Genomic DNA, 25,250 nt, shown 5'->3' with positions numbered 1-25,250 from the left:
GTTGGAACAAAATAACCCTTCCAAATGCTGAGGGGTTTGTTCTAAAGTTGCGGTATGGAACATGCCGCAATCAAGAAGCGCTTTGGGAAACTCGATCGGTACCTGGACGAGCGTCTGCGGCGCTTGGTTGCCGGGGCGGAGGCGCTGGCGATTGGCCGAGGCGGAATCTCGGCTGTGTCACGGGAAACCGGTTTATGTCGAGAGGCGATTCGTCAAGGCTGCCAAGAGTTGGAGCAACAGAATGCCTTGCCTCAGGGCCGTATTCGCCGGAAGGGGGCAGGCCGGAAACGGACGGTTGACCAGGACTCCACCCTGAAGGCCGATTTGGAGCGATTGATTGATCCGGTGACGCGCGGGGATCCGGAATCCCCGTTGCGTTGGACGTGTAAGAGCACGCGGCAATTGGCCGAAGCCCTCACTGAGATGGGGCACCGAACCAGCCATCGGATGGTGGGCGAACTGCTCCGCGCGCTGGGCTATAGCCTGCAAGGTAATCGAAAAACCTTGGAGGGCGGTTCGCATCCGGATCGCAATGCCCAGTTCGAGCATATCTACACCCAGGTGAAGCAGTTCCAAGGGCGGGGCGATCCGGTCATCTCGGTGGACACCAAGAAGAAGGAACTGGTCGGGAATTTCAAGCAACAGGGCCTGGAATGGCGCCCCGAAGGGCAGCCGGAAGCCGTTCGGGTGTATGATTTTCAAGACCCCGAACTGGGGAAGGTGGCACCGTATGGCATTTACGATCCGACGTTGAATATCGGCTGGGTCAATGTCGGGACGGATCACGACACCGCGCAATTCGCGGTGGAAAGTATTCGCCGCTGGTGGCACTCCATGGGCGCACCGTGTTATCCGAAGGCACGGCACTTGTTGATTACGGCCGATGGCGGTGGGAGCAATGGCTCGCGTGTGCGCTTATGGAAGCGGGAGCTTCAGGCATTAGCCACCGAGTTAGGACTGGCCATCACGGTGTGTCACTTCCCGCCGGGAACCAGCAAATGGAACCAGATTGAGCATCGCCTATTTTCCTTTATCACGATGAATTGGCGCGGTCGTCCGCTCATCAGTCACGAGGTCGTGGTGAATTTGATTGCCTCGACGACCAATCGCAAAGGCTTGCGGGTCTATTGCGAACTGGACGATAGCGAATATCCCAAAGGGATCAAGGTCACCGACGCGGAAATGGACGGCCTCAAAATACAGCGCCATGCCTTCCATGGCGAATGGAATTATACGATCCTGCCGTAGCATTCATATGGCAGATTTATTTTGTTCCAATGCCTTAGTCGGAAGAAGGTGGCCAGAAGGGCTGGATGAGGGCGTGCGGTCAATCCAATTTCTCCACCACCGGATTTAGGCTAAGAACCTGTCTTGAAAAATCTATTCAAGCAAAGTCAATCAGTTGAAATCAGGAAAATTCTCCGCTCAGGTAGGGTGGATAAGCGTAGCGCATCCACCTCCGCGCCGACTCGAAGAGCAGCGAAGCTGAATTTGGCGGATGCGCTGCCGCTTATCCGCCCTACGATCCTCCATCTTCTTTTTCAAAACAGACTCTAAGACTTCCGTCGAAGCTTCTGCAAAACGATGCGACTCACCCAAGACCAGATTCATACCATCCGCAAACTTGTCCGCCAAACGGCTGGCGAGACGGCCCGCGTGAGGCTTTTCGGCTCCAGGCTGGATGATGGCGCCAAGGGCGGAGACGTCGATCTGATGCTCGAATTGCCCGAGCCGGCCGACAATCCCGCGTTGCTGGCCGCGCAGTTGTCGGCCCGGATTTCCCGGGCCATGTCTGGACGCAAAGTGGACGTACTGATCAGCGCACCCAACCTCATGCGCCTGCCCATCCACGAAATCGCGCTCCAGGAAGGGGTGCTGCTATGACCTTGAAGCCAACGACCCAAGCGCGTCTGCAATTCCTGGCCCGCGTGGTGCGCAAGGAATGCCGGCACCTGGCCGTCACCGACCAGCGGCTGTTCCATGCTCCCTTTACCGCGGAGCGAGCCGCACAGATGGAAAATGACGTGGAACTCGCAGAGCGGGTCGAGGCTTTCGCTGGCCGCTTAGCCAGGCTGCAGGACACGGTGGGCGATAGGTTGCTGCCTCGGCTCTTACGCGTCTTGTGAGAAAAGACGTCTTACATTTTCAGGAGAGAAGGCTCAAGGCAAGTTACGTTCAGGCACGAGGCAAGGCTTTGTCATGAACAGCAGATTTTACTGATTCCACATATGTCCTCGCCGTCTTCAATGTGGTTAAGTCAAGAAGAGCGCGTCGTTCCGGCAGGGAATGCCGGAACCCAGAGGCCATGGATGGCGAAAGCCCTTCCCGCCCATGTGGTCGGATACCTGCACTCGCCAGAGCGCGTAGCAAATCCCGGCCGGCATGACGGATTTACTAAGCGTAAAGAAAAGAATGTCAGGTCGTCATGCCGGATGGGACTCCGGCATCCAGTCGCAAGGACGTGAAAGCCTCGCCGTCCCCCGGATCGAGTCCGGGGCAGGCTCTGGACGCTGGATTCCAGGTTCCCACCCGGAATGACGGAAGGTAGTGGCATTACTTTCTTTACGCTTAGTAAATTGAAGGCTTAGCCCCGCCCGCGTCGACAATCGAGAACTGTGAAAACCGACAGCCTTTTTTACCGGATATTCCAACGCTGGCCCGAGCTGGTGCTCGAACTCGCCGAAATCGAAACCAGCCAGGCTTCTCGTTATGTGTTCCGCTCCGAGGAAATCAAGCAGACGGCCTTTCGGATCGACGGCATCCTGGCCCCGCCGGAAGACAGCGACGCTCCCTGGGTCTTCGTCGAAATCCAGTTCCAACCCGATGACGGTCTCTACCGTCGCTTGTTTGCCGAAGTGTTCCTGTTTCTGCACCGCTCGGATCCACCTCGCGCTTGGCGAGCGGTGGTGCTGTACCCCGACCAGAGCATCGAGAGAATTCCCGTCGGCTACACCAGTCTGCTCTCGCTGCCGGAGATACGCCGGGTAGACCTCAGCGCCCTGTCCGGGCAAGATGGAAAATCCTTGGGCTGGGAGATCCTGCGCATCCTGATCGCTGAAGACTCCCAGGCTGCGATTCAGAGGGCGCGCCGTCTCACCCGCCCCGAATATCGGGCACAATTGCCCGAGGCCATAGATTGGCCGGAACTGCTGGATTTCGTCGAAACCGTAATGGTCTACAAATTGCCACGGAGCAGCCGTGAGGAGATACAAGCCATGCTGGGACTGACCGACATCGATCTCAAGCAAACCCGTTTTTACAAAGACGTGCTGGCCGAAGGGCGACAGGAAGGGCGTGGGGAAGGTCGCCGGGAAGAGGCTGTCCGCCTGCTTAAACGCTTGACACAGCGCCGTTTTGGCCCCCTGCCGCCTACGGCGGAGGCGGCGATCGACGGCGCCGATCTCGCGGCCCTGGAAGGCTGGCTCGATCGTGTCGTGGACGCCCCAAGCCTCGACGCCATTCTCAAGAATGACGAGTGTTGATCATGCTGGGACGGACCGACGCCGATCACAGATCAGCCCGAGCCCTCGGCCGCCCCGCCGGCCCGGACGGCTTGGCCGATTGCGAAGTCTCCGTCGTCACCGTACCGTCACCCGGAAGGAGATCGCGGCATAGCCGCTCCCACCATGGCGGATGGACTGTGGGAGCGGCTCCGCCGCGAAGCCCCTCGCTTGGCGAGGCATTGGGACGAGAGCCAATCCGATCACAAGAGATCGATACCATGCTCGCAGAACGCGTCGTCGAATGGACCGAAAAGTGGAAGCAGCAAGGACTTCAGCAAGGACTTCAGCAAGGGCTTCAAGAAGGGCTTGAAAAAGGTCTTCAACAAGGAATAGCCCAAGGAGAAATTACGCTGTTGCGCCGGCAATTGACCCGACGTTTCGGGCCTCTGCCGGAGTGGGTCGAACAGCGCATCCAGCAGGCGCCGCCCGAACAACTGGAAACCTGGGCCGAGCGCCTGCTGGACGCGGAAAGCCTGCCAGCGGTATTCGAGACCTGAAAGCATGCTCCCCTCAGCGACCAACCCCGCCCACGGTGCCGAACCGAGCTATCCGGCATGACCATGTATGACGGGTCCTACAAGCACATATTCTCCCACGCCCAAATCGTGGAAGACCTGCTGCGCGGGTTCGTGCATGAAGACTGGGTGCCCCAGATCGACTACGGCAGCCTGGAGAAGATGGGTGGCAGCTACGTCACCGACGACCTGCGCGAGCGGGAGGACGACATCATCTGGCGGGTGAGGTTCAAGCCTACCCTGAGCGGAGTCGAAGGGGGTGAATGGCTGTATGTCTACCTGCTCATCGAATTCCAAAGCCGCATCGATCCATGGATGGCGCTGCGCATCCTGGTGTATACAGGATTACTGTATCAAGACCTGGTGAAAAGCGGCCAGATCGTGGCGCCAAACAAGCTGCCCCCGATCTTTCCCGTAGTGGTTTACAACGGCGAAAGCCCCTGGCGTTCCGCCTGCGAAGTGGCTGAATTGATCGAGCCGGCAGGACTCAGCGCCTGGCGACCCAGTCAGCGCTACTTCCTGCTGGACGAGGGGCGGGTGAGCGAACCCGAATTGGCAGAAGCGGACAACTCGCTGGCCGACATCATCCGGCTGGAATCCAGCCCGGAACCTGAAGTCATGCGGCAAATCATCGGCCGGCTGACCCAACGGCTGAGAGAACCCCGTTATGATAGCCTCCGGCGGGCGTTAGTCGTCTGGATCAACCGAGTGGTCCTCAAACGGCTCGTGCCCGCTGAAAGAATTCCCGAAGCCACTGAACTACAGGAGATCGATACCATGCTCGCAGAACGCGTCGTCGAATGGACCGAAAAGTGGAAGCAGCAAGGACTTCAGCAAGGACTTCAGCAAGGACGTCAGCAAGGGCGTCAGGAAGGGCGTCAGGAAGGGCGTCAGGAGGGGATTCAGGAAGGACTTCAACAAGGCATAGCCCTAGGCGAAATCACCCTGCTGCGCCGGCAGTTGATCCGCCGCTTCGGACCTCTGCCGGACTGGGCCGAAGCCCGTTTGGCGCGAGCCAGCACCGAAGAGTGCGAAACCTGGGCGGATCGGCTGCTGGAAGGCGGTAGTCTGGAAGCCGTGCTGGGATCGCCCGAATGAATCGATTGGAGGTCAAAATCTCCGGAATCTTCGGAAGGAGATCGCGGCATAGCCGCTCCCACGGATGGACTGTGGGAGCGGCTCCGCCGCGAAGCCCCTCGCTTGGCGAGGCATTGGGACGAGAGCCAATCCGATCACAGGAGATCGATACCATGCTCGCAGAACGCGTCGTCGAATGGACCGAAAAGTGGAAGCAGCAAGGACTTCAGCAAGGACTTCAGGAAGGGCGTCAGCAAGGACGTCAGCAAGGACGTCAGGAAGGGCGTCAGGAAGGGCGTCAGGAGGGGATTCAGGAAGGACTTCAACAAGGCATAGCCCTAGGCGAAATCACCCTGCTGCGCCGGCAATTGACTCGCCGTTTCGGCCCCCTGCCGGCATGGGCCGAAGCCCGTTTGGCGCGGGCCAGCACCGAAGAGTGCGAAACCTGGGCGGATCGGCTGCTGGAAGGCGGTAGTCTGGAAGCCGTGCTGGGATCGTCCGAATGAATCGATTGGAGGTCAAAATCTCCGGAATCTTCGGAAGGAGATCGCGGCATAGCCGCTCCCACCATGGCGGATGGACTGTGGGAGCAGATGGACTGTGGGAGCGGCTCCGCCGCGAAGCCCCTCGCCCCTCGCTTGGCGAGGCATTGGGACGAGAGCTAATCCGATCACAGGAGATCGATACCATGCTCGCAGAACGCGTCGTCGAATGGACCGAAAAGTGGAAGCAGCAAGGACTTCAGCAGGGAATAGCCCAAGGCGAAATCGCCTTGCTGCGCCGGCAGTTGATCCGCCGCTTCGGCCCTTTGCCGGACTGGGTCGAACAACGCATCCAGCAGGCGCCGCCCGAACAACTGGAAACCTGGGCCGAGCGCCTGCTGGACGCGGAAAGCCTACCGGCGGTATTCGAGGCTTGAAGCATGCTCCTGCCGCAAAGTTGAAACCGTACTGGTCTACGAACTACCGCGCGTCCCCGTAGGAGCGGCTCAGCCGCGAAACCCCACTTTTCGCCCTGCTACGCTTAGTCTTAAAGTGTTGAACACCCGGCGAGGCGCCATGCTTTCGACTATTCCAGCCAACAGACTTCCGGCTCGGCCGGCGGCTCCTTCTCCCGCTGAACCAGCCCACCGATTCGTGCAAGAAGCACCCGCCTCGTTCGAACGATCGCGGAATCACCACCCCATCCAAGTTCCTCCCATCCGTTTCGCGACCGCCAACTGAACCACCCAATGAATCCTGACAACGTCCGCATCGCCATCATCGGGTTTGGCTACGTTGGTCTGCCGCTCGCCGTGGAGTTCGGCAAGCATTTCCCCACCATTGGCTTCGACCTCAAGCAGGGCCCGCATCGAAGAGCTTCGCGCCGGCCAGGACAGCACGCTCGAAACGACGGCGACAAGGAACACCGGCTCACCACCATCAAAAAGATCACCAGCGGTTCCACATCCGAAGCCGCCGCCTTCGTCGATACTCTCTACCGCCGCATCATCGAGCCGGCACCCGCCCGGCCACCAGTATCCGCGTTGCCGAAGCCGCCAAGGTCATCGAAAACACCCAGCGCGACGTGAACATTGCCCTGATCAACGAACTCGCCTTGCTGTTTCAAAAGCTCGGCATCGACACCAGCGAAGTGCTCGTCGCCGGCAGCAAATGGAACTTCCTGCCGTTCCGCCCCGGCCTGGGGGGCGGGCACTGCATCGGCGTCCTCGAACAGCCCCGTCCCGGCGCCGTGCTCTCCGATGTCAAACACCTGTTTCCGGCACATCTGGTCGATGGATGGTTGTGAAAACCGACACTCTGTTTCACGAACTCTTTCGGCAATGGCCGGCCTTGGCGCTCGATCTGGCCGGGCTCGACCCCGCCGCGGCGGATCGCTACCGCTTCCGTTCCGAGGAACTCAAACAAGCGGCCTTCCGGCTCGACGGCGTGCTGGCGCCGATCGAGGACAGCGACGACCCCTATGTCTTCATCGAAGTCCAGTTCCAGCCCGACGAGACCTTGTATCGCCGCCTTTTCGCCGAAATCTTCCTTTACCTGCAACGAGCGCCGCAAGCCTGCGACTGGCGCGCTCTGGTGCTGTACCCCAGTGCCGTTACCGAGCGCATCCCCCGTGGTTACGCCAGTCTACTGAGTTTGCCGGAAGTTCAGCGAGTAGACCTCAGCGCTCTCAGCGGGCAAGATAGTGACACTCCAGGCTGGGAACTGCTGCGGCTGATCGTCGACGAGACCGATGCCGCGCTGGCCCGTGCCGCCCGGATGATCCAGTGCCAAGCCGAGGACCTGGAACTGCTCAACTTCATTGAAACCGTACTGGTCTACAAACTACCGCGCAGCAGCCGCGAGGAGATACAAGCCATGCTGGGCATTACCGACATCGACCTGAAGCAAACCCGTTTTTACCAGGAAGTTCTCGCCGAGGGACGCCTGGAAGGGCATCAGAAGGGACACCAGGAAGGACGCCAGGAAGGACGCCAGGAAGGACGCCAGCTCGGCGAGGCCCTGGTTTTGCGCCGGTTACTCACCCACCGCTTCGGCCCTTTGCCGGACTGGGTCGAACAGCGCATCCAGCAGGCGCCGCCCGAGCAACTGGAAACCTGGGCCGAGCGCCTGCTGGACGCGGAAAGCCTGCCAGCGGTATTCGAGGCTTGAAGCATGCTCCTGCCGCAAAGTTGAAACCGTACTGGTCTACGAACTACCGCGCATCCCCGTAGGAGCGGCTCAGCCGCGAGACCCCACGCATCCCCGTAGGAGCGGCTCAGCCGCGAAACCCCGCGCGTCCCGTAGAAGCGGCTCAGCCGCGAAACCCACATCCCCCGGCAACCCACCCACCCGAGAAATTTTTCCAGAGCACCCTTGCCATCCCATTTCGCCCTGCTACGCTTAGTGTTCAAATGTTGAACACCCGGCGAGGCGCCATGCTTTCGACTATTCCAGCCAACAGACTTCCGGCTCGGCCAGTGGCTCCTTCTCCCGCTGAACCAGCCCACCGATTCGTGCAAGAAGCACCCGCCTCGTTCGAACGATCGCGGAATCACCACCCCACCCAAGTTCCTCTCATCTGTTTCGCGACCGCCAACTGAGCCACCCAATGAATCCTGACAACGTCCGCATCGCCATCATCGGGCTTGGCTACGTCGGTCTGCCGCTCGCCGTGGAATTCGGCAAGCATTTCCCCACCATTGGCTTCGACCTCAAACAGGCTCGCATCGACGAGCTTCGCGCCGGCCAGGACAGCACGCTCGAAACGACGGCGACAAGGAACACCGGCTCACCACCATCAAAAAGATCACCAGCGGTTCCACATCCGAAGCCGCCGCCTTCGTCGATACTCTCTACCGCCGCATCATCGAGCCGGCACCCGCCCGGCCACCAGTATCCGCGTTGCCGAAGCCGCCAAGGTCATCGAAAACACCCAGCGCGACGTGAACATTGCCCTGATCAACGAACTCGCCTTGCTGTTTCAAAAGCTCGGCATCGACACCAGCGAAGTGCTCGTCGCCGGCAGCAAATGGAACTTCCTGCCGTTCCGCCCCGCTTTGGTGGGCGGACACTGCATCGGTGTCGACCCCTACTACCTGACCCACAAGGCGCAGGAAATCGGCTCCCACCCGGAAATGATCCTCGCCGGCCGCCGTACGAACGACCAGATGGGGCAATACGTCGCCACCCAAGTCGCCAAGCTCATGATGCAGCGCCAGATCGCGGTCAGCGGCTCGAAGAGACTCTTCTCGGCCTTACTTTAAGGAAAACTGTCCGGACCTGCGCGATGCACCCATAACACGACATGAAAACCACTCAAGCCATGAAAGCGGTTATCCTGGCCGGCGGCTACGGCACCCGGATCAGCGAAGAATCACACCTAAAACCGAAGCCGATGATTGAAATCGGCGGCCGCCCGATTCTATGGCATATACTCAAGATCTATTCCCACTACGGCATTAACGATTTCGTCATTTGTCTGGGATACAAAGGCTATGTCATCAAGGAATATTTCGCCAATTACTTCCTGCATATGTCTGACGTTACCTTCGACATGGCACGAAATCAGATGGAAGTACACCAACGCAATGCCGAACCCTGGAGGGTAACTTTGGTCGATACCGGCGTGGAAACCATGACCGGAGGGCGTCTCAAGCGCGTACGCGACTACCTCGGTGACGGTACCTTCTGTTTTACCTATGGGGACGGGGTCTGTGACGTTCCCGTCGATCGGCTCATTGCCTGGCATCGAGAACACGGCAAATATGCCACCTTGACTGCCATTCAGCCCCCCGGGCGCTTCGGTGCCCTGCATATCGAAGGGGCCAGCGTCCGGCATTTCCATGAAAAACCGGACGGCGACGGCGCTTGGGTCAACGGCGGCTTCTTTGTTCTCGAACCCGAGGTTTTCGACTACATCGACAGTGATGCCGCCATCTGGGAGCAAGCACCGATGCAACGGTTGGCTCAGGCAGGGCAACTGCAAGCCTATCAGCATCGCGGATTCTGGCAGCCGATGGATACACTGCGCGACAAAAACACCCTGGAAGAACTGTGGAGCACTGCCAAGGCGCCATGGAAGGTCTGGGAATGAATACGGAGTTCTGGGCTGGAAAGCGTGTTTTCCTGACTGGCCACACGGGCTTCAAGGGCGGCTGGCTCTCTCTGTGGCTGCAAAGCCTCGGCGCCGAAGTGACGGGTTATGCCTTGGCGCCTTGCACCGAACCCAGTTTGTACGACCTGGCACGAGTGGGGGAGGGCATGACCAGCCATATCTCCGATATCCGTGACCTCTCCGGGCTTACCGCGGCGGTGCAAGCGGCCAGACCTGAAATCGTCTTTCACCTCGCAGCCCAACCTTTGGTGCGTGAGTCCTACCGGAGCCCAGTCGAGACCTATGCCACCAACGTGCTCGGCACGGTTCACCTATTGGAAGCAATACGTCAAACCCCTGGCATTCGCGCCGTCGTCAATATCACGAGCGACAAATGCTACGAAAACCGCGAATGGCACTGGGGCTACCGGGAAGATGAAGCCATGGGCGGCCACGATCCCTATAGCAGCAGCAAAGGCTGCGCGGAACTGGTGACAGCAGCCTGGCGCCGCTCCTACTTCGATCCAGCCCAACAGGCGCGCCATGGCGTCGCCTTGGCCTCTGCCCGTGCAGGCAACGTCATCGGTGGCGGGGACTGGGCGGAAGACCGGCTGATTCCCGATTTACTGCGCGCGTTTCAAAAAGGCGAGCCCGCCGTTATCCGCAATCCAAACGCCGTCCGCCCGTGGCAACATGTGCTAGAACCCCTCTCCGGCTATTTGCTTCTGGCGGAAAAACTCTGTGAAGACGGTCCATCTTATGCACAAGGCTGGAACTTCGGCCCGTCGGACGATGATGCCCGCCCGGTGCATTGGATTGCCGACCGACTAGCACAAAACTGGGGCGACGGTGCCCGCTGGGTTCACGAAAGGGGAGATCACCCTCACGAAGCCCATTGGCTCAAGCTGGACTGTGCAAAAGCCAGGGCGCGGCTACACTGGAAGCCACGCTGGTCATTGGCCCAAACCCTCGAACGCATCGTCCAATGGCATCGCCGCCACCAAGCAGGGGCCGACCTTCGCGCATTGACCTTGCAACAGATCCAGGAATATTCCAATCACCAAGCACCATGAATGCAGGGATGAGTAGCTCACTGTGGGAGCAGCTATGTCGCGATGTTCAGCGGTTGGCGGGGCCTTGGCATGAGGGCCAACCCGGACGACAATCGCGCTCCCACCTTGTAGAGCGGCTCCGCCGCGAAAAACCTCATCGTAACCCAATCTCCCACCTTGTAGGAGCGGCTCCGCCGCGATTGTCGTAACCCAATCAAAAACCACCATGAAACAAGCTGTGCTGATAGAAGACCTGCAAATTGATGAAAGCCATCAATTGCATATCAAGGTGCCTTCCGATATGGGCCGTCAATTTAGAGTCATCGTTTTGCCGATGGATCGGCCAATTCAGCCTGACATCACCCAGGACGAGGCTTTCATGCTTAGCGCCTACTCCTCGGTGACAGAAGACGATCCGCAAGAAGACGCCGTCTGGGAGAAGTACGTCCGTGACTAAGCCCTATCGGCCTGGAAGCATTCACATCTACAAAGTGCCTTTTGTGGACGCTCAGGGGGCCAAACCGCGCCCGGTTCTGATTACCTCCTTACCGAACAGTAAGGGCGATGTGCTCGGGATACCGGGGAGCTCGCGTATCGAGCAATGGGATGAAGCAGACCGGATCGTCGTTCGGCCCGAAGACCTGTGTAGCGGTACGTTGGACAGGCCTACGGTGTTCCCGGTCAGCAAACAGATGGTGTTTTCCCCACGCTTTTTTCGAGGGGAAGTCGGCATCGTCAACACTCAGATGCTTGAATTAACCCAGCGTAAAATCGTCGGTTATCAAGTGGTGCAGTTTCAATCATCGGTTCGGCAGCCCCAACCCTTCAACCCCGGTACCACGCCCGTTCCCCCATCGGGCAAAGTCATCGGCGCCCCCGAAATTCAGCACATGGTCGAAGCGGCATTGGACGGCTGGCTCACCACGGGACGCTTCAACGACGCATTCGAAAAACGTCTGGCCGAGTTTCTCGGCGTCAAGTACGTGTTGACCACCAATTCCGGCTCGTCGGCTAATTTGCTGGCGTTGGCAACGCTGACATCGCCTAAACTCGGAGACAGGGCCTTGAAGCCGGGAGACGAAATTATCACGGTGGCGGCCGGTTTCCCCACCACGGTGAATCCGGCGCTGCAATACGGACTGGTGCCCGTATTCGTCGATGTGCATATCCCCACCTACAACATCGATCCCGCCCAGATCGAAGCGGCGGTGAGCGAAAAGACCCGCGCCATCATGATCGCCCACACGCTCGGTAACCCGTTCAACCTGGATGAAGTCATGCGTGTGGCCCGGAAACACGATCTTTGGGTGATCGAAGACTGCTGCGATGCCCTGGGTTCCGCCTACACTCCCACGGCCGACATCAGCAACGGCCGGCGGGAAACCATACCCGCGGCTGTGCCCCGGCTGGTGGGGACTTTCGGCGACATTGCCACTCTCAGTTTCTATCCCGCCCATCACATCACCATGGGCGAGGGTGGCGCAGTATTCATCAACAGCGGCAAGCTCAAACCGATCATCGAATCCTTCCGGGACTGGGGACGGGACTGCTATTGCGCGCCGGGCAAGGACAACACCTGCAACAAGCGCTTCGATTGGCAACTGGGCGAACTGCCGCAGGGCTACGACCACAAATACATCTATTCCCACGTCGGCTACAACCTCAAGATCACCGACATGCAGGCGGCGGTGGGATTGGCGCAGATGGAGCGGCTGCCCGGCTTCATTGAAACGCGCAAAGCCAATTTCGCTTACCTGAAGAACTGGCTGACGAGCTGCGAAGAGTTTCTGATCCTCCCCGAAGCGACGGCGAACAGCGATCCGTCGTGGTTCGGCTTTCCGCTAACCCTGCGTCCGGAAGCCGGGCTGAAGCGGGTGGATTTGCTCAGATACCTGGACCAGCAAAGGATCGGCACCCGCCTGCTGTTCGCCGGCAACCTGACCCGCCAGCCCTACCTGGCGGGACGGCAATACCGGGTCGCCGGAACCCTGGAAAATACCGACCGGGTGATGAACGACACTTTTTGGATCGGTGTTTATCCTGGACTGGACGAAGCGAAACTCGACTTCGTGGCCTCAGCCTTGGAGCGCTTTCTGAGCCCCAAGGAGCGCCCGAGAATGTTGAGAGGAACTGGATATTGAAAACCGATAGTCTTTTCTACTAGTAGAACGTTCCATAAAAACCCATACAAATTGGCGAATCCCGATGTTGAAATACAGCCTCGTCATTCCGCCATGGATTCATGCCGGGCTATCCTGCCTGGCACCCTTCGGGTCAGTGCCAATCCGCTTCCGGCGGCTTGGTCCGGCATTCCCTACCGGAATGACGTTCGGCTTTAGGGAAGTGACCTCGTCCTGCGCCTGCTCCAGCGCCGGCCGGGACCCCTGGACGCCTGGCTGAAAAGCTTCCCCAGGGGGAAGAACATACTGGGGGGCTTTACACCCTTCTCCCTGCGGGAGAAGGGTCGGGGATGAGGGGAACAATCATGGCGGGCAGTCGCTTTCATCATCCAGGGTGGCTGGTCGCCATGATCGTTACCGTGAAAGCTGCAGATGTGTCAGTGAGGATCGATCAGTGCGCGCGGGCGATAGCCATGCCAAAACGATCGCATTTCGCCTGCTATCACTCCGGGAAGGATCGCGGTCAAAGCGACCGTTTGTGATCTCGGGGCAAAAGTGAGAGGAGGAAACGATGATCGTCGATTCAACCCCCCTTTGGGAGAGATCGATGTGCGCAATGCGCACCGGATTGTTCCCCGGAACCTGTAGGGCGGATGCCGAAGGCGATCCGCCAACCAATCCCCCAAGCCACACGATTTGTGGGCCCGGCTGGCATGCGTGCTGTTTCGGGATGGCGGAACCCGAAAGAGCCGGTTCCGCCCTACGTCGTCCCTGTAGTCCCTGTAGGGTGGATAAGCGAAGCGCATCCACCCCCACCACGCTGACTCGGAGAGCGGCGGAGCCGACTCGAAGAGCAGCGGAGCTGAATTTGGCGGATACGCTGCCGCTTATCCGCTCTACGATCCCGATAGGTTCCTGGGTAGGGCAGGGGTGAGGGGAGATGAAGCAAACTCATGGTATGAAAGTCCTGATCACCGGCGCCACCGGATTCCTTGGCAGCCACCTCGTCCGCGCGTGGGTGCCAGCCGGCCACACCGTGGCGATCCTCGAGCGGCGCGGCTTGCATGTACGGTCGAGCGGCGGCGAAGGGGTAAAGGTTTTCTCGTTTTGGGGGCAAGTATGCGGCTGACGGCAAACCAGGTGGATGCCATTCGGGCCGCGGCCGATGAGGTTTTTGGCCCTGGCGTTGAAGTATGGCTGTTCGGCTCCCGGACCGATGATCATCGGCGAGGCGGAGATATCGACCTTCTCATCCGTCCCGCGGGGGCGCCTCCCAAGGCGTCGGTGGTCGAAAAGCTTCGTTTTCTTGGGCTGCTGGAGCGGCGGATCGGCGAGCGCAAGGTGGACGTCGTCATCGAAACCCGGGACGATCCGCGGCCCATCGTCCGGGTGGCGCACGACACCGGAATACGGTTATGAGAAATACCCCGGAGTGGTTGGCGTTTCGGCAAGCCTATGCCGCCTGCCAAGCCCATGAGGCGGCCTTGCGTGATGCTTTGGGAGACCTCCTGCAACGCCGGCTCACGGCATCGGACCTGGAAAATCCGGACAAGGGCGACCGTCGTTTGCTGGACCAGTTCGCCTATCGCTACACCCGCCTGCGGGACGACCGGGGCGCCCGCTTGATACCCGCTATATTGCGTCTTTTGGGAGAAGAAATCGCCTCGCTGCCGATGCTGGATCGTTTGGCCAGGATGGAGCAACTGGGCTGGCTGCCCAATGCCGAGGAGTGGTCCGATATGCGGCGTATTCGCAACGAATTTACCCATGGCTACCCCGAAACGCCGGACGAGCGTTTCGAGCGATTGCACCTGGCGCTGGCTGCCGCACAAAGGGTATTGAACATATTTCAAATCCTGCAACAAAAAGCCTTGGACCGTTTTTCGGAGCTTCGATCATGATGCGCATGGCGACGGACGTGACGCTGATTGGGCTGAGCAATCGGTGCCTGAAGAGGCATATACCCAGGAACCCCATGTCGAGGCGATCAGAACGCCATAGGGGGTCAAACCGTTCCCGTCTGTTACTAAGCGTAAAGAAAGTAATACCACTACCTTCCGTCATTCCGGCTGGGAATCCGGAATCCAGCGTCCAAAGCCTGCCCCGGCCTCGATCCGGGGGATGGCGAGGCTTTCCCGTCCTTGCGACTGGATGCTGGAGTCCCATCCGGCATGACGATCTGACATTCTTTTCTTTACGCATAGTATGTAGCCCATGCCAGGCAATCGCATGAAAGTCCTGATCACCGGCGCCACCGGATTCCTCGGCAGCCACCTGGCTCACGCGTGGGTGCAGGCCGGTCACACCGTGGCGGTCCTCAAGCGGCGCGGCTCCAGGACGGACCGCATCGCGGCGTACCTGGACCGAATCCGCTGCTTCGACATAGAGGACGGCCTCGAACGTCCCTTCGAAGCATGCGGCGGGTTCGACGCCCTGGTCCACACCGCGACCTGTTACGGCCGCCACCGTGAATCCACCATCGAGGTGTTCGAAGCCAACACCGCCTTTCCCCTCCGGCTGTTGGAAACCGCCACGTTCTTCAACACCGACACGTTCTTCAACACCGACACGATTCTTTACAAATATCTGAATGCCTACGCCCTCTCCAAGAATCATTTCGCCGAATGGGGGCAAACCTATGGGGAAGCCGGCAGGATCCGCTTTCTCAACATCCGCCTGGAGCACATGTACGGCGCCGGCGACGACGCCAGCAAATTTACCACCCACGTCATCCGGAGCTGCCTGGCGAACGTGCCGGAACTCAAGCTGACACCTGGCGAGCAGAAGCGGGACTTCATCTATATCGACGACGTGGTGAGCGCCTATACTTTGTTACTGGAAAAGCATCAGACCCTGGGCAGGGCCTTCCTGCCTTTCGGGTTGGGTTCGGGGCAGGCGGTGAGCATTCGCGAGTTCGTCGAACTGGCGCACCGGTATGCCCACAGCCGAACCGAACTGAAATTCGGTGCGCTGCCCTATCGGGAAGGGGAGATCATGGAATCGGTGGCCGATATTGAGGCGTTGCAGGTCTTGGGTTGGCGGCCTGGTCTGAGCCTGAGCGAAGGAATTCAGGAAACGATCCGACAGGAGCAAAGAAAACTTTTATGAAACTATTGATTACTGGTGGCTGTGGTTTTCTCGGCAGCAATCTTGCAGCCCACGCACTCGAACGAGGGGACGAATTGGTTGTCTTCGATAACCTGTACCGCAATGGCTCCGTCGATAATCTGCAGTGGCTGCGCTCGCTCGGTTCTTTTCAGTTTATCCACGGCGATATACGTAATCCTAATGACGTGCGCCGTGTTGTGCGTAGCCTCAGACCAGAAGCTGTTTTTCATCTGGCTGGCCAAGTTGCGATGACCACCTCCATTGACAATCCCCGCATGGATTTCGAGGTCAATGCGCTGGGCACCTTCAATCTACTTGAAGCAATCCGGGACTATTCTCCAGAAGCGGGCGTCATCTACTCCTCCACTAACAAGGTTTACGGCGACCTGGAGCAATATACCTATCGCGAAACCGACACCCGCTACGAGTGCATCGACAAACCCAGGGGATTCGATGAAATGACTCCGCTGGATTTCCACTCGCCTTACGGCTGCTCCAAAGGGGCGGCCGATCAATACATGCTCGACTTCGCCCGTATTTTCGACTTAAATACAGTCGTGTTCAGGCATTCTTCGATGTATGGTGGAAGGCAATATGCCACTGTGGATCAAGGATGGGTCGGCTGGTTTTGTCAGATGGCCGTAGAAATAAAAAAGGGTCTGCGGAAGGAGCCTTTCACCATATCCGGTAACGGCAAGCAGGTGCGCGATGTGCTGCATGCGAAAGACATGATTTCGCTGTATTTCAAGGCCGCCGCCGAAGCGGGCGGGATACGAGGGCAGGCATTCAATGTCGGCGGCGGTATCGCCAATAGCTTATCGTTGTTGGAACTTTTCAGAATGCTGGAAGATATTCTCAATATAAAGATGGATTACAGAAACCTTTCTCCTCGGGAGAGTGATCAGCGAATTTTTGTGGCGGATATTGCAAAAATATCTACAGCCTTGAAGTGGCGTCCCAAGATTTCAGCCAAAGAAGGGGTTGCCTCTATGATAAGCTGGGTAAGTATTGCTTATCGTTAATTACTAATGATAAAGAAAGTAATGTCACATGCCTCCCTCCCTCAGGGAGAGGGCTGGGATGAGGGTGGCTCGTATACGGCATTACTTTCTTAGCCCTTAGTAAAAGACTTTTCTTTAGGCAAAATCTTGCTAAGAATATGATTGACATATTAATACCAAGCTACAATAGGGCAGAGTTTCTGGTGAAAAATATACGACTAATAAACGAATTAGCGACTTCGGAGAGCTGCGTAGAAAGCTTTAGGATTATTGTTTCGGATAACCATTCAAGTGATACAACTCTGGTAGATTTGCAACAACTAAAGAACGAGGTATCTGTTGAAATTATCGTGTTTTCACAGAGTGAAAATATTGGTCTAGAACGAAATGCCGTCTTTGTTTTATCGCAAGCAACTAATGACTTCATACTGTTTTTGGGTGATGACGATTACTTGCCGCCAGGTTATCTGTCCTATATTTTAGAAAAAATTGAAACAGAGCCTGAGCTATCATCGATTATTCCAGGCTTTTCTGCTTTATATTTCGATGGATCGATTCGAAGCGCCAGATATGCCAAATTTGAAGAAAAAAAATATACGCCATCATTCTATGCGTTACTAGCTCTATCAAGTTATGGGCATCAACTCAGCGGGTTGCTACTCAGGCGGCCTTATTTGCTGGAAGCTTACACAAAACAAGAACACCTTAGAAATATTTATCCGTTCATTTTCTTTGTATCATTTAACTGCTTACGTGGTGTTTCATATTACGTCCCCAAGTTTCAAGTTCTTGTAAGTCAAAACAATCAGAAACACTGGTCGTACGATGGCTGTGGGCTATTAACGGAAGTTATGAAAAATTACCGCATCCTATATCCTTCATCGCCTTCGCGGCGCTTAGGTTTGAATGCAACATTTTGCTTGAAGCAGTATTGGCGGCTTGGCATCAAAAGTCCTTTAAATGCAATCAGAGCATACATTAATCTAATGTCATCGAAGTTCTGTGATACTAATTTTAAATTGATCTTGCCTTTAATTTATATGTTGGCGTATTGTGTGGCAATTTCTGCATACCTAAAAAAACTATGTTCGCGTTAAATCCAATGATTCCACCTCCCAAGTTAGCAGTCGCGATCCCGACTTACAATCGTGCAGCGATCCTCGATGATCTTCTCTGGAACATCGGCCCGCAGATACAGAGGAGTTATCCAAAATCTGTGTGTTACATATTCGACAATGACTCCAATGACACAACGGCCGACATCGTCCGAAAGCATTCAGAACTTTGGCCAGGGATTATTTATAGGAAGAATACGACGAACATCGGCTTGATCCGGAACATCGCAACTTCAGTAAATAAGTCGAACGCTGAATGGGTTTGGCTAATGGGGGATGATGACATTCCTATGCCATGGGGAGTGAAGGATTTATTGGATGATATTGAGACCATCGAATCCAGAAATGACGATGTAGTATTTTTCTTCATGAATGGGGGAAAAGTGGATGAGCGGAAACAACTCTGTATAAGGCATTGGTATTCTGTCGGAAAACCGGACGGAAATCTGACCATCTACCCAAATGGAGCCGAGATAATCGAGCACGGAATCCATGCTCTCGCTTGGTTAAGCAGGTTGGCCGTCAATCGGCGTTACTGGGATCAGGAACGCTTCGACCAGGTTTTTTGTGATACCGATCTGTATACTTTTGTTACAGTTCTGCTTGAGGTGGCTGGCAGGGCTAAGTCAGCCTACACCAATAAGCTCTATGTGATGGCGACCGATCGTGGTTCTAGGGCCTATTATTTTTCAAAGATCGCGGTATCCAGGGTTTCCGAATTTCCGCGTATCGAGCGCATGATCGTAGAACTCTTCGGAATGCAGAAAGCGAAGAAGCTCCTAGAAACAGAGAGAAGAAATTGGATTCGCACGCGGGGCTCGTTTGCGCTTAAAATTGGCGTGTTCGAAGAGGAATATAAAGGCCAGCTAAGGTACCTACACGAACCGATTTCTCGGTTTTGGCAGGAGCGGTTCCTTCTTAAGGCGATTTATTTCGTCACTCGGGTACGCTTTATCAAACGCGCTTTGAAAAAACTCTATTTCAAATCGCGAACAAACGCTGATGAGCATCTTTACCGTATCAATGATATCGTTTAGAGCCGACATTGAATGTCACAAAACCTTCGTCAAAAAGTTATCAGAGCTTTGCAGGCCAATGTCTTTGGCCAGTGCGTGAACATTATCATTCAACTCCTTTCGGTGCCCTTATTTTTGAAGTTTTGGGGTGCGGAACGGTACGGAGAGTGGTTGATATTGTCGGCTATCCCCTCTTATCTTGCGCTATCGGACCTCGGGTTCACGACTGTGGCAGCCAACGAAATGACCATGTCGAACGCTCGGGGCGATCGTGCGCAGACATTGGCAACTTATCAAAGTACCTGGGTACTTCTCACACTGGTTTCGGTAGCCATTATGGTTGCTTTTCCGCTTCTGGTGTATTCGGTACCTCTGGGTCATTGGCTGGGTGTTCATACGCTTGCTCGGGATGACATGCTGTTGGCGGTAATTCTTCTTGGTGCAGGAGTGTGCGTCACGCTACAGAGCGGGCTGGTGAGCGCGCTCTTCCGATGCGAGGAACGATATGGAAAAGGTATTGCATACTTCAACCTCCTGCGACTACTGGAGTTTGGCGGAACTGCAGTGGCCTTGCTTCACGACGGGGGAGTCGTGATGGTGGCGGCCATGATATTGGCTATTCGCATCTCCGGGGTAGCGATGATATACGCCATTGCCCATTCCTTCGCATCATGGGCGAAACCAGGGTTTCGTCACGCGAGCAGTCGAACGATCAAAACCATGGTAGGACCGGCGCTTGCGTTTTTGGCTTTTCCGCTAAGCAATGCGCTCAATCAGCAAGGCTTTTTGATGGTCATCGGCGCCCAATTAGGCCCCACGGCGGTAGTGACGTTCTCCACTTTGAGGACGATTGTCCGGGTGGTAATGCAGGCAGCAAATGTGATCAACAGCTCCATTTGGCCGGAAGTGTCAAGCGCCTTCGCTCGCAATGATCTGCGAACTTTTCGTGAATTGCATCGACGCGCATGTCAGGCCTCGCTATGGATAGCGTTGATGTGTCTTGGGGCGCTCGCCGGTATTGGTCCCTGGCTTTTGCGGGTTTGGACAAGTGGGGCTGTCGCCATGCAGTACGAATGCTATCTCATTTTGCTACTAGGCATGGCGGTTGGTGTCTTTTGGCTTTCAAGCTCCATGTTGCAATTGGCCATCAACCAACATAAAAAAATGGCGCTGGTTTTTGTGCTCGCATCCGTAATGGGAGTCCTGCTCAGCACGAGGCTTACCTCCACCCTCGGTCTCACCGGGGCCGCGGTGGCTGCCTTGGGTTTCGAGGTGGCTGTGGCACTGTTTGTGCTCCCACGATCACTCGCACTTTCCCGTGACAATGCGAGGAATTTCTGGCATGCAATGGTGGTTTGGCCGTCTTATGTGTGGAGCACCAAAAATGAATAGGGTTACTGTGGGAACAATTGCCTTCTCATGCGGCTACGGCGAGAGTATGGGTGCTGCTGCGGGCCTCAGAAGCGGCGAACCGTTAGCCAGAAGCTTTTTCGGGATACTCTCCGCGGTGGGTTATGTCGATAGCCATTAATCGGTTGCTCTCGGATTACCAGGTTGCGGGCGAATCGCGCCGGTTGGAGGCTTTACGATGCCGCATGGTGCGGCTAATTTTCCTGATTTACTGGCTTTTAATTCTTGAGGGCGCCTTAAGGAAGTGGGGCTTTCCAGAATTAAAGAACCTGTTTTTTTTCATCCGGATTCCGATAGCGCTAGTCCTTTATTGGCTGGCTATTTCCAGAAAACAATGGCCAAAGGCGTACTGGCCTCTGTGCAGCGCTTATGCGTTCGCGAGTATTGCGCTTTCGCTTATACCATTTCAAGTCCTGCTCGGTGGCTATGATAGTCGCTACTTACTTATCGCTGGATATGGCTGGATCAATTACTTCTTCTATATACCGATGGCTTTCATTATTATGGAGCAATTCGAAGCCGGTGATTTACGAAGATTCATACGTCATTCGTTCTGGATGGCATTGGCTTCAGTTCCGCTCGTGATACTGCAATTTGAATCCTCTCCCACCGACGTTATCAATCTTGGGTCTGGGCTTGATGAGAGTACACAATTCCAGAACCTTGGATCCGCAATGGGCTATGTACGCCCGACGGGATTCTTTTCCTCGACATTAGGCCAGTCGGACTTTGTAGCCAGCATAGCGGCATTAGCCTTGTCCGCCTGGCTCATGCCGCGACGCGATCGGGCAACGGGCGCGTTTCTGTTTTTTTTTGGTATGCTTGCGGTACTGATTATGACGGCATTCAGTCAAAGCAGAACTTTGTTTTTTATGGAAGGGTTGATTCTTCTATCAGGGGTTGCTGCTGGAATTGTTTCACAGAGAAGACAAGTGATTATTAATTCGGGTGTGATCCCAGCGGTTGTGCTCATTATGTTATTTACTTTGTGGCCACTATTTTTTCAGACCACGTATGAAGTGTTTATGGAGCGATGGATTATGGCTCAGGAAAACGAGGTGAGCAAGTTTGAATTTGGCGTTTTTGGTCGTGCGTTTCGGGAGTTCTATGGATTTATTGATTATCTTGGAGACGCACCGCTAGTAGGTTATTTGTTGGGTATTGGAGGAAATGCCGCATGGCAGTTGGACTGGGTCGTTTTTCCATCTTCTGCATATTCGTGGACCGGCTACGGTGGGTGGGGAGAGGATGCGTGGTCGAGACATATTATCGAGTTGGGGCCATTGCTTGGATTAATGTTTATCATTTACCGTATCGCTGTAACTGTTTGGCTTTGGTTATTGGCTGTGCGTGGCACTCGTGATAGCGGAAACCCTCTGCCGATGCTGCTTTTTGGTTTTATTGGTCCGCTAGTTCTTATTGCCCAGTTTACTGGGCATGGTACTGTGAACGGCTATGCGTGGATATTTACCGGTTTGCTTCTGGCTTCTGTGAAGATATGCAGCCAAGGATATCTAAAGCCACGTTTGAAACGTAATAAGGTTGTCGAATGATACGCAATTCTGACGCTTTGGTGATTAATTTTACCGCTCCAGAGATCAATCACCTTGCTGCCGCACTTGCGCAATCGGGCCGTCTTTACCGTTATGTGCGACCTTACGCCAATTTGGGCAGATTTTGGGAGCGTGGAGTCCAACAAATTCCAGCATTAAATGGATTATACCAGAGATCCTTTGGCCGTCGAGTGATGCCAACAGGGTTGAACAGTGGTCTTATTGTCGAAAGTGCAGTTGTTCATGACTTTCTTAATGCTCTAGCGAAGAGAATTGGAAATAAGAGGATAGCAGATTGGTCGCATTGGAATATTCAAAAATGTGTCGCCACAGTTGGAGCAGATTTTGCTGGTCATGCAAATATTGTCGTCGGCAGTTATTGTGTCGCCCTTCCAGCATTCCAAAAGACCTCTGGCATTAAAATACTTAACTATCCTATCGCGCATCACAAGTATATTCAGGAGTTTGTAGCGGAGGAAGCCGAGCGGGAACCGGAGTTGGCATCAACACTACCGGATTGGAGCGTTGTTCCTGCTTGGGTAGAGTCTCAAATGGATGCAGAGTGCGCTTTGGCCGACAGGATTCTAGTAGGGTCGAATTTCGTTCGAGACTCATTTATCTCAGCGGGAGTTGCCGCCGAGAAGCTGTGTGTGATTCCCTATGGGGCAAACTGCCGTCGTTTTACACCGGCGGTGGAGAAGCCCTCTTCGCGTGATACGTTTAACATGCTCTTCGTTGGTCAAATAGGCCAACGCAAAGGAATTTCGTACTTGCTCCGCGCGTATCGAACGTTTCGCCGTACTGGCACGAGCCTTACATTGGTTGGAAATTACGTCGGTGACAAGGGTGCTTTGGCCCGCTTCAGTGGTAGCTTTGAGCATATACCTCATGTTTCGCATGCGGAGCTTGCGGAAATTTATCGTCGGGCCGATGTATTTGTCTTTCCAACGTTAATAGAGGGCATGCCGCTTGTTGTATTGGAGGCCATGGCTAGTGGGTTGCCGATCATCACTACGCCTAATGGTCCAGGCGATATTGTCAGGGATGGAATAGATGGGTTTGTCGTGCCTATTCGCGATGTCGATGCCATTGTGGAGAAATTGGAATACTTGCGCGCAAACCCGCAAGAGCGATTGCGCATGGGCTATAATGCCAGGGAACGGGCATTGACATTTACGTGGCAAAATTATCAGCAACGTATTATTGACCTTCTCAGTTACTATGATGAATTGTTATAATTGCCATTTTTTAGAGTTCGTACAATAACTTAATTGGCATAATGCAATCTCAGCTGCGGCGCGGTCTATCGGACCACGGGCGGTTTTTCCTCCATGTGGGCGGTAATCAGTGGTACAAAAAATCGACTGGGACTAGTGCGCATTTTTCAGCGATTGGCTGCGTGGCCGAGTTTTGAGGGGCATCATCTCATCATGGCCGGCAAGCCGTGGACACAGGACTTGCGGTCACTCGCGCAGCAATCCGGGCTGGCGAAGCGCATTCATGAACCTGAATCCGTGTTCCCCTCGGCTTACACCTTCCCATCGGGCCTGAACGCATGAATTTCGAGCGCTCTCCCTTGGGATTTGCCCTCGCTACCGGCGATCCGGGGAACATTCGACCGGGGTTTCGGGGCCAATCTGCTTGGCGTGCGCTTATCGTCAGCTCATTTTCCGCTCCCTGCGCGAGACTGTCCCTTCCGGGGTTCCGGAATCAGGGATTCGAGGCGTGCGGCAGGCATTTCCCGTCATCCGGACGCCGCCGCCCACAGCCGATTCTGAAGCATCACGAACACGGCTACGTTTGCCGCCACGCCACGACCGAAATCGAGGATCAGCCGGCGGGCATGGGCGACGAACTTCGCCGCCCGGTACCTGATCTCCTGCAGCACGGTCCGGATGCGGCGGCGCTTGGCCGGATGACGGATCGGCGCAATCTCGCCAGTCAGGCCGATCTGTCCCAAGAGACGCAGGCAGTTGTAGGCGAAGGCCGCCAGATGCAGGATCACGTCGTGGGTGTCGAACTTGCCCGAGGGCAGCCGTTCCAGGTCGAGGTCGGTCTTGACAAGCCCGAAGGGCGCAGGACGCCACGCAGTGGCGGTCCTGAGCGAAGCGAAGGATTCGGCGGAGCCGAACAACTCGGAGTGGAACTGCTCATGCATGCCGTGGTGCTGGTAGAGTTCGATCACTTCCTCGGCGGAACAGGAGAGCGTCGTCCACCCGCCTTCCAGTTCGACCTCCGGGGCCAGCAGGTGTTGGCCCTTCTTGTCGATGGTGCGCTCGACGACCCTGGCGACCAGGCGGAAGGAGCGCTTCTCCTTGTGCCAGGCGCGCTCGATGTCCAGCGACAGGAGGGCCTCGCGCTTACCGGGGCGAGTCTCGACCCAGGCCTTCGCCTCCTCGGCGCGCTTGACCCAGGCCGCCTTGTCCTGCTTGCGGGGGTTCCACTTGCAGATGAAGTCGAGGCTTCGCCCCAGCGCGGCTTGCCGGTCTCGCTCCGCGGCCTTGGCGAACAGGAGCTGTGCGCCGTCGAAACCGCTGTCCTCGCGCAGCAGCACGGGCTGATCCGGTTTGACCAGGCGTTCGATGCGCGGAAACAGCCGCTCGTAGAAGTAGTGCGTCTCGAACGCCGAGTGGCGGGACCCTGGCCTCAGTTCCAGCCCGGTGTTCCAGCCTTCGTTGCCGAGATAGGCGGCAATCGGCGTGTAACCGTCGAAGCCCTGATAGGTGCGCGACACCGCTTCCTTCTTCGTGCCACTATTGTCCATGGCGAAGGTATCAATGTCGCAGCAGACATAGCCCTTGTGCGGCGTGATCGGCGCCTCGGCTCGCTCCAGCAGCCTCAGGGAAAGCTCATCGGCCAGATCGCGGATGGCTTCCGCCTTGGCATTCAGACGCTGGCGCAGCCACACGGCTCCGGGCACCTTCGTCAGCCCCAGCGACTCCTTGAAGAAGCGGTCCTCCCGAAACGGCTCGATGGCTTCGAAGTCGCTCTTGCCCAGACTCAACAACCCGACCACGCTCTTGACGATGTCCGAGGTGCGCATGCCTTGCGACACCGGAATCTTCGGATCAATGACCGCCTCCACCTGCGCCGCCTGGCAGCACTGGCCAATCAGCGCCAGGCCGGAATACGAGGTCAGTTGCAGCTTGCTGGATTGCTTGACTTCAAAGCGCGGCATGATCAAATGGGTGACATCGAAAATGGG

At 56.2% G+C, this 25,250-nt stretch carries 28 protein-coding genes and 1 pseudogene; 27 read left to right on the top strand and 2 right to left on the bottom strand.

Annotated elements, in window-relative coordinates:
• Nucleotides 1-54: 54 nt before the first annotated feature.
• The 20 genes and pseudogenes from ABZN20_RS05575 to ABZN20_RS05480 all read left to right on the top strand — a co-directional run bounded on the left by ABZN20_RS05575 (nucleotide 55) and on the right by ABZN20_RS05480 (nucleotide 14,743).
• A complete protein-coding gene (locus ABZN20_RS05575) occupies nucleotides 55-1,248 on the top strand; it encodes an ISAzo13 family transposase (RefSeq protein WP_367027047.1) in 1,194 nt (397 codons plus the stop codon).
• Nucleotides 1,249-1,584: 336 nt separating this feature from the next.
• A complete protein-coding gene (locus ABZN20_RS05570; protein WP_367027046.1) occupies nucleotides 1,585-1,884 on the top strand; it encodes a nucleotidyltransferase domain-containing protein in 300 nt (99 codons plus the stop codon).
• On the top strand, nucleotides 1,881-2,126 hold the full coding sequence (locus ABZN20_RS05565) for a hypothetical protein (protein WP_367027045.1): 246 nt from the start codon (nucleotides 1,881-1,883) through the stop codon (nucleotides 2,124-2,126). The genes ABZN20_RS05570 and ABZN20_RS05565 overlap by 4 nt, the downstream gene beginning before the upstream one ends.
• Nucleotides 2,127-2,615: 489 nt before the next feature.
• Entirely contained in the window at nucleotides 2,616-3,482 is an 867-nt protein-coding gene (locus ABZN20_RS05560; RefSeq protein WP_423246433.1) for an Rpn family recombination-promoting nuclease/putative transposase, read from the top strand.
• Between the two features lie 239 nt (nucleotides 3,483-3,721).
• A complete protein-coding gene (locus ABZN20_RS05555) occupies nucleotides 3,722-4,000 on the top strand; it encodes a DUF4351 domain-containing protein (protein WP_367027043.1) in 279 nt (92 codons plus the stop codon).
• 57 nt (nucleotides 4,001-4,057) lie between these two features.
• Nucleotides 4,058-5,116, top strand: coding sequence for an Rpn family recombination-promoting nuclease/putative transposase (locus tag ABZN20_RS05550; protein WP_367027042.1), 1,059 nt, complete (start codon nucleotides 4,058-4,060; stop codon nucleotides 5,114-5,116).
• Nucleotides 5,117-5,268: 152 nt separating this feature from the next.
• On the top strand, nucleotides 5,269-5,601 hold the full coding sequence (locus ABZN20_RS05545) for a hypothetical protein (protein WP_367027041.1): 333 nt from the start codon (nucleotides 5,269-5,271) through the stop codon (nucleotides 5,599-5,601).
• A gap of 182 nt (nucleotides 5,602-5,783) precedes the next feature.
• Nucleotides 5,784-6,014: a DUF4351 domain-containing protein gene (locus tag ABZN20_RS05540; RefSeq protein ID WP_367027040.1), complete on the top strand. Its 231-nt coding sequence runs from the start codon at nucleotides 5,784-5,786 to the stop codon at nucleotides 6,012-6,014.
• A gap of 312 nt (nucleotides 6,015-6,326) precedes the next feature.
• Nucleotides 6,327-6,665 (top strand): hypothetical protein, encoded by a 339-nt coding sequence (locus ABZN20_RS05535; RefSeq protein ID WP_367027039.1) that lies wholly within the window; start codon nucleotides 6,327-6,329, stop codon nucleotides 6,663-6,665.
• The gene (locus ABZN20_RS05530; protein ID WP_367027038.1) at nucleotides 6,662-6,883 is read left to right on the top strand and encodes a hypothetical protein; all 222 of its coding nucleotides are present in this window, start codon (nucleotides 6,662-6,664) and stop codon (nucleotides 6,881-6,883) included. Before ABZN20_RS05535 ends, ABZN20_RS05530 begins: the two co-directional genes overlap by 4 nt.
• Nucleotides 6,880-7,746 (top strand): Rpn family recombination-promoting nuclease/putative transposase, encoded by an 867-nt coding sequence (locus ABZN20_RS05525; RefSeq protein ID WP_367027037.1) that lies wholly within the window; start codon nucleotides 6,880-6,882, stop codon nucleotides 7,744-7,746. Before ABZN20_RS05530 ends, ABZN20_RS05525 begins: the two co-directional genes overlap by 4 nt.
• Before the next feature lie 439 nt (nucleotides 7,747-8,185).
• Nucleotides 8,186-8,281, top strand: a pseudogene (locus tag ABZN20_RS05520) (hypothetical protein); the annotation flags it as partial.
• Between the two features lie 238 nt (nucleotides 8,282-8,519).
• Entirely contained in the window at nucleotides 8,520-8,840 is a 321-nt protein-coding gene (locus ABZN20_RS05515; RefSeq protein ID WP_367027540.1) for a hypothetical protein, read from the top strand.
• Between the two features lie 41 nt (nucleotides 8,841-8,881).
• Entirely contained in the window at nucleotides 8,882-9,670 is a 789-nt protein-coding gene (rfbF, locus tag ABZN20_RS05510) for a glucose-1-phosphate cytidylyltransferase (protein WP_423246432.1), read from the top strand.
• Nucleotides 9,667-10,743 carry a CDP-glucose 4,6-dehydratase gene (rfbG, locus tag ABZN20_RS05505; protein WP_367027036.1) on the top strand — a complete coding sequence of 359 codons (1,077 nt, stop codon included), beginning with the start codon at nucleotides 9,667-9,669 and terminating at the stop codon, nucleotides 10,741-10,743. The genes rfbF and rfbG overlap by 4 nt, the downstream gene beginning before the upstream one ends.
• Nucleotides 10,744-10,948: 205 nt before the next feature.
• The gene (locus ABZN20_RS05500) at nucleotides 10,949-11,179 is read left to right on the top strand and encodes a hypothetical protein (RefSeq protein WP_367027035.1); all 231 of its coding nucleotides are present in this window, start codon (nucleotides 10,949-10,951) and stop codon (nucleotides 11,177-11,179) included.
• A gap of 289 nt (nucleotides 11,180-11,468) precedes the next feature.
• The gene (gene rfbH, locus ABZN20_RS05495; protein ID WP_367027034.1) at nucleotides 11,469-12,863 is read left to right on the top strand and encodes a lipopolysaccharide biosynthesis protein RfbH; all 1,395 of its coding nucleotides are present in this window, start codon (nucleotides 11,469-11,471) and stop codon (nucleotides 12,861-12,863) included.
• Between the two features lie 937 nt (nucleotides 12,864-13,800).
• Complete coding sequence (locus ABZN20_RS05490) at nucleotides 13,801-13,971, top strand: NAD-dependent epimerase/dehydratase family protein (protein WP_367027033.1); 171 nt, start codon at nucleotides 13,801-13,803, stop codon at nucleotides 13,969-13,971.
• Nucleotides 13,962-14,261, top strand: coding sequence for a nucleotidyltransferase domain-containing protein (locus tag ABZN20_RS05485; protein WP_367027032.1), 300 nt, complete (start codon nucleotides 13,962-13,964; stop codon nucleotides 14,259-14,261). The genes ABZN20_RS05490 and ABZN20_RS05485 overlap by 10 nt, the downstream gene beginning before the upstream one ends.
• Nucleotides 14,258-14,743 carry a hypothetical protein gene (locus ABZN20_RS05480; protein WP_367027031.1) on the top strand — a complete coding sequence of 162 codons (486 nt, stop codon included), beginning with the start codon at nucleotides 14,258-14,260 and terminating at the stop codon, nucleotides 14,741-14,743. The genes ABZN20_RS05485 and ABZN20_RS05480 overlap by 4 nt, the downstream gene beginning before the upstream one ends.
• A 159-nt stretch (nucleotides 14,744-14,902) precedes the next feature.
• On the opposite strand, the gene ABZN20_RS05475 is transcribed toward ABZN20_RS05480, so the two are convergent.
• Nucleotides 14,903-15,028: a hypothetical protein gene (locus tag ABZN20_RS05475; RefSeq protein ID WP_367027030.1), complete on the bottom strand. Its 126-nt coding sequence runs from the start codon at nucleotides 15,026-15,028 to the stop codon at nucleotides 14,903-14,905.
• Nucleotides 15,029-15,071: 43 nt separating this feature from the next.
• On the opposite strand from ABZN20_RS05475, the gene ABZN20_RS05470 reads away from it, so the two are divergent.
• The 7 genes from ABZN20_RS05470 (at nucleotide 15,072) to ABZN20_RS05440 (ending at nucleotide 23,283) form a co-directional block, all read left to right on the top strand.
• Nucleotides 15,072-15,950, top strand: a complete 879-nt coding sequence (locus ABZN20_RS05470; protein WP_367027029.1) for an NAD-dependent epimerase/dehydratase family protein — start codon at nucleotides 15,072-15,074, stop codon at nucleotides 15,948-15,950.
• The gene (locus ABZN20_RS05465; RefSeq protein ID WP_367027028.1) at nucleotides 15,947-16,972 is read left to right on the top strand and encodes an NAD-dependent epimerase/dehydratase family protein; all 1,026 of its coding nucleotides are present in this window, start codon (nucleotides 15,947-15,949) and stop codon (nucleotides 16,970-16,972) included. The genes ABZN20_RS05470 and ABZN20_RS05465 overlap by 4 nt, the downstream gene beginning before the upstream one ends.
• Nucleotides 16,973-17,109: 137 nt before the next feature.
• Entirely contained in the window at nucleotides 17,110-18,048 is a 939-nt protein-coding gene (locus ABZN20_RS05460) for a glycosyltransferase family 2 protein (protein WP_423246431.1), read from the top strand.
• 5 nt (nucleotides 18,049-18,053) lie between these two features.
• Nucleotides 18,054-19,103: a glycosyltransferase family 2 protein gene (locus tag ABZN20_RS05455; protein ID WP_367027026.1), complete on the top strand. Its 1,050-nt coding sequence runs from the start codon at nucleotides 18,054-18,056 to the stop codon at nucleotides 19,101-19,103.
• A gap of 12 nt (nucleotides 19,104-19,115) precedes the next feature.
• A complete protein-coding gene (locus ABZN20_RS05450) occupies nucleotides 19,116-20,474 on the top strand; it encodes a lipopolysaccharide biosynthesis protein (protein ID WP_367027025.1) in 1,359 nt (452 codons plus the stop codon).
• A 203-nt stretch (nucleotides 20,475-20,677) separates the two neighbouring features.
• On the top strand, nucleotides 20,678-22,045 hold the full coding sequence (locus ABZN20_RS05445) for a hypothetical protein (protein ID WP_367027024.1): 1,368 nt from the start codon (nucleotides 20,678-20,680) through the stop codon (nucleotides 22,043-22,045).
• Complete coding sequence (locus ABZN20_RS05440; RefSeq protein WP_367027023.1) at nucleotides 22,042-23,283, top strand: glycosyltransferase family 4 protein; 1,242 nt, start codon at nucleotides 22,042-22,044, stop codon at nucleotides 23,281-23,283. The genes ABZN20_RS05445 and ABZN20_RS05440 overlap by 4 nt, the downstream gene beginning before the upstream one ends.
• Nucleotides 23,284-23,789: 506 nt before the next feature.
• Here the strand turns inward: ABZN20_RS05440 and ABZN20_RS05435 are convergent.
• A complete protein-coding gene (locus tag ABZN20_RS05435; protein ID WP_367027022.1) occupies nucleotides 23,790-25,223 on the bottom strand; it encodes an IS1380 family transposase in 1,434 nt (477 codons plus the stop codon).
• Between the last annotated feature and the right edge of the window lie 27 nt (nucleotides 25,224-25,250).

This window comes from Methylococcus sp. ANG (genome assembly GCF_040730495.1).
Classification (GTDB): Bacteria; Pseudomonadota; Gammaproteobacteria; order Methylococcales; family Methylococcaceae; genus Methylococcus.
The sequence above is the reverse complement of the archived record's forward strand: the minus strand, read 5'-3'. Positions and strand labels throughout refer to the sequence as shown.

What these genes read in the sequence shown, in the direction of transcription:
- ABZN20_RS05435 (WP_367027022.1), bottom strand. Translation starts at nt 25,223, where the DNA reads ATGCCGCGCTTTGAAGTCAAGCAATCCAGCAAGCTGCAACTGACCTCG.
- ABZN20_RS05575 (WP_367027047.1), top strand. Translation starts at nt 55, where the DNA reads ATGGAACATGCCGCAATCAAGAAGCGCTTTGGGAAACTCGATCGGTAC.
- ABZN20_RS05500 (WP_367027035.1), top strand. Translation starts at nt 10,949, where the DNA reads ATGAAACAAGCTGTGCTGATAGAAGACCTGCAAATTGATGAAAGCCAT.
- ABZN20_RS05555 (WP_367027043.1), top strand. Translation starts at nt 3,722, where the DNA reads ATGCTCGCAGAACGCGTCGTCGAATGGACCGAAAAGTGGAAGCAGCAA.
- ABZN20_RS05540 (WP_367027040.1), top strand. Translation starts at nt 5,784, where the DNA reads ATGCTCGCAGAACGCGTCGTCGAATGGACCGAAAAGTGGAAGCAGCAA.
- ABZN20_RS05470 (WP_367027029.1), top strand. Translation starts at nt 15,072, where the DNA reads ATGAAAGTCCTGATCACCGGCGCCACCGGATTCCTCGGCAGCCACCTG.
- ABZN20_RS05450 (WP_367027025.1), top strand. Translation starts at nt 19,116, where the DNA reads ATGTCACAAAACCTTCGTCAAAAAGTTATCAGAGCTTTGCAGGCCAAT.
- ABZN20_RS05490 (WP_367027033.1), top strand. Translation starts at nt 13,801, where the DNA reads ATGAAAGTCCTGATCACCGGCGCCACCGGATTCCTTGGCAGCCACCTC.
- ABZN20_RS05535 (WP_367027039.1), top strand. Translation starts at nt 6,327, where the DNA reads ATGAATCCTGACAACGTCCGCATCGCCATCATCGGGTTTGGCTACGTT.
- ABZN20_RS05455 (WP_367027026.1), top strand. Translation starts at nt 18,054, where the DNA reads ATGATTCCACCTCCCAAGTTAGCAGTCGCGATCCCGACTTACAATCGT.
- rfbF (WP_423246432.1), top strand. Translation starts at nt 8,882, where the DNA reads ATGAAAACCACTCAAGCCATGAAAGCGGTTATCCTGGCCGGCGGCTAC.
- ABZN20_RS05545 (WP_367027041.1), top strand. Translation starts at nt 5,269, where the DNA reads ATGCTCGCAGAACGCGTCGTCGAATGGACCGAAAAGTGGAAGCAGCAA.
- ABZN20_RS05550 (WP_367027042.1), top strand. Translation starts at nt 4,058, where the DNA reads ATGACCATGTATGACGGGTCCTACAAGCACATATTCTCCCACGCCCAA.
- ABZN20_RS05460 (WP_423246431.1), top strand. Translation starts at nt 17,110, where the DNA reads ATGATTGACATATTAATACCAAGCTACAATAGGGCAGAGTTTCTGGTG.
- rfbH (WP_367027034.1), top strand. Translation starts at nt 11,469, where the DNA reads ATGCTTGAATTAACCCAGCGTAAAATCGTCGGTTATCAAGTGGTGCAG.
- ABZN20_RS05440 (WP_367027023.1), top strand. Translation starts at nt 22,042, where the DNA reads ATGATACGCAATTCTGACGCTTTGGTGATTAATTTTACCGCTCCAGAG.
- ABZN20_RS05445 (WP_367027024.1), top strand. Translation starts at nt 20,678, where the DNA reads ATGGTGCGGCTAATTTTCCTGATTTACTGGCTTTTAATTCTTGAGGGC.
- ABZN20_RS05465 (WP_367027028.1), top strand. Translation starts at nt 15,947, where the DNA reads ATGAAACTATTGATTACTGGTGGCTGTGGTTTTCTCGGCAGCAATCTT.
- ABZN20_RS05480 (WP_367027031.1), top strand. Translation starts at nt 14,258, where the DNA reads ATGAGAAATACCCCGGAGTGGTTGGCGTTTCGGCAAGCCTATGCCGCC.
- ABZN20_RS05475 (WP_367027030.1), bottom strand. Translation starts at nt 15,028, where the DNA reads ATGTCAGATCGTCATGCCGGATGGGACTCCAGCATCCAGTCGCAAGGA.
- ABZN20_RS05570 (WP_367027046.1), top strand. Translation starts at nt 1,585, where the DNA reads ATGCGACTCACCCAAGACCAGATTCATACCATCCGCAAACTTGTCCGC.
- ABZN20_RS05565 (WP_367027045.1), top strand. Translation starts at nt 1,881, where the DNA reads ATGACCTTGAAGCCAACGACCCAAGCGCGTCTGCAATTCCTGGCCCGC.
- rfbG (WP_367027036.1), top strand. Translation starts at nt 9,667, where the DNA reads ATGAATACGGAGTTCTGGGCTGGAAAGCGTGTTTTCCTGACTGGCCAC.
- ABZN20_RS05485 (WP_367027032.1), top strand. Translation starts at nt 13,962, where the DNA reads ATGCGGCTGACGGCAAACCAGGTGGATGCCATTCGGGCCGCGGCCGAT.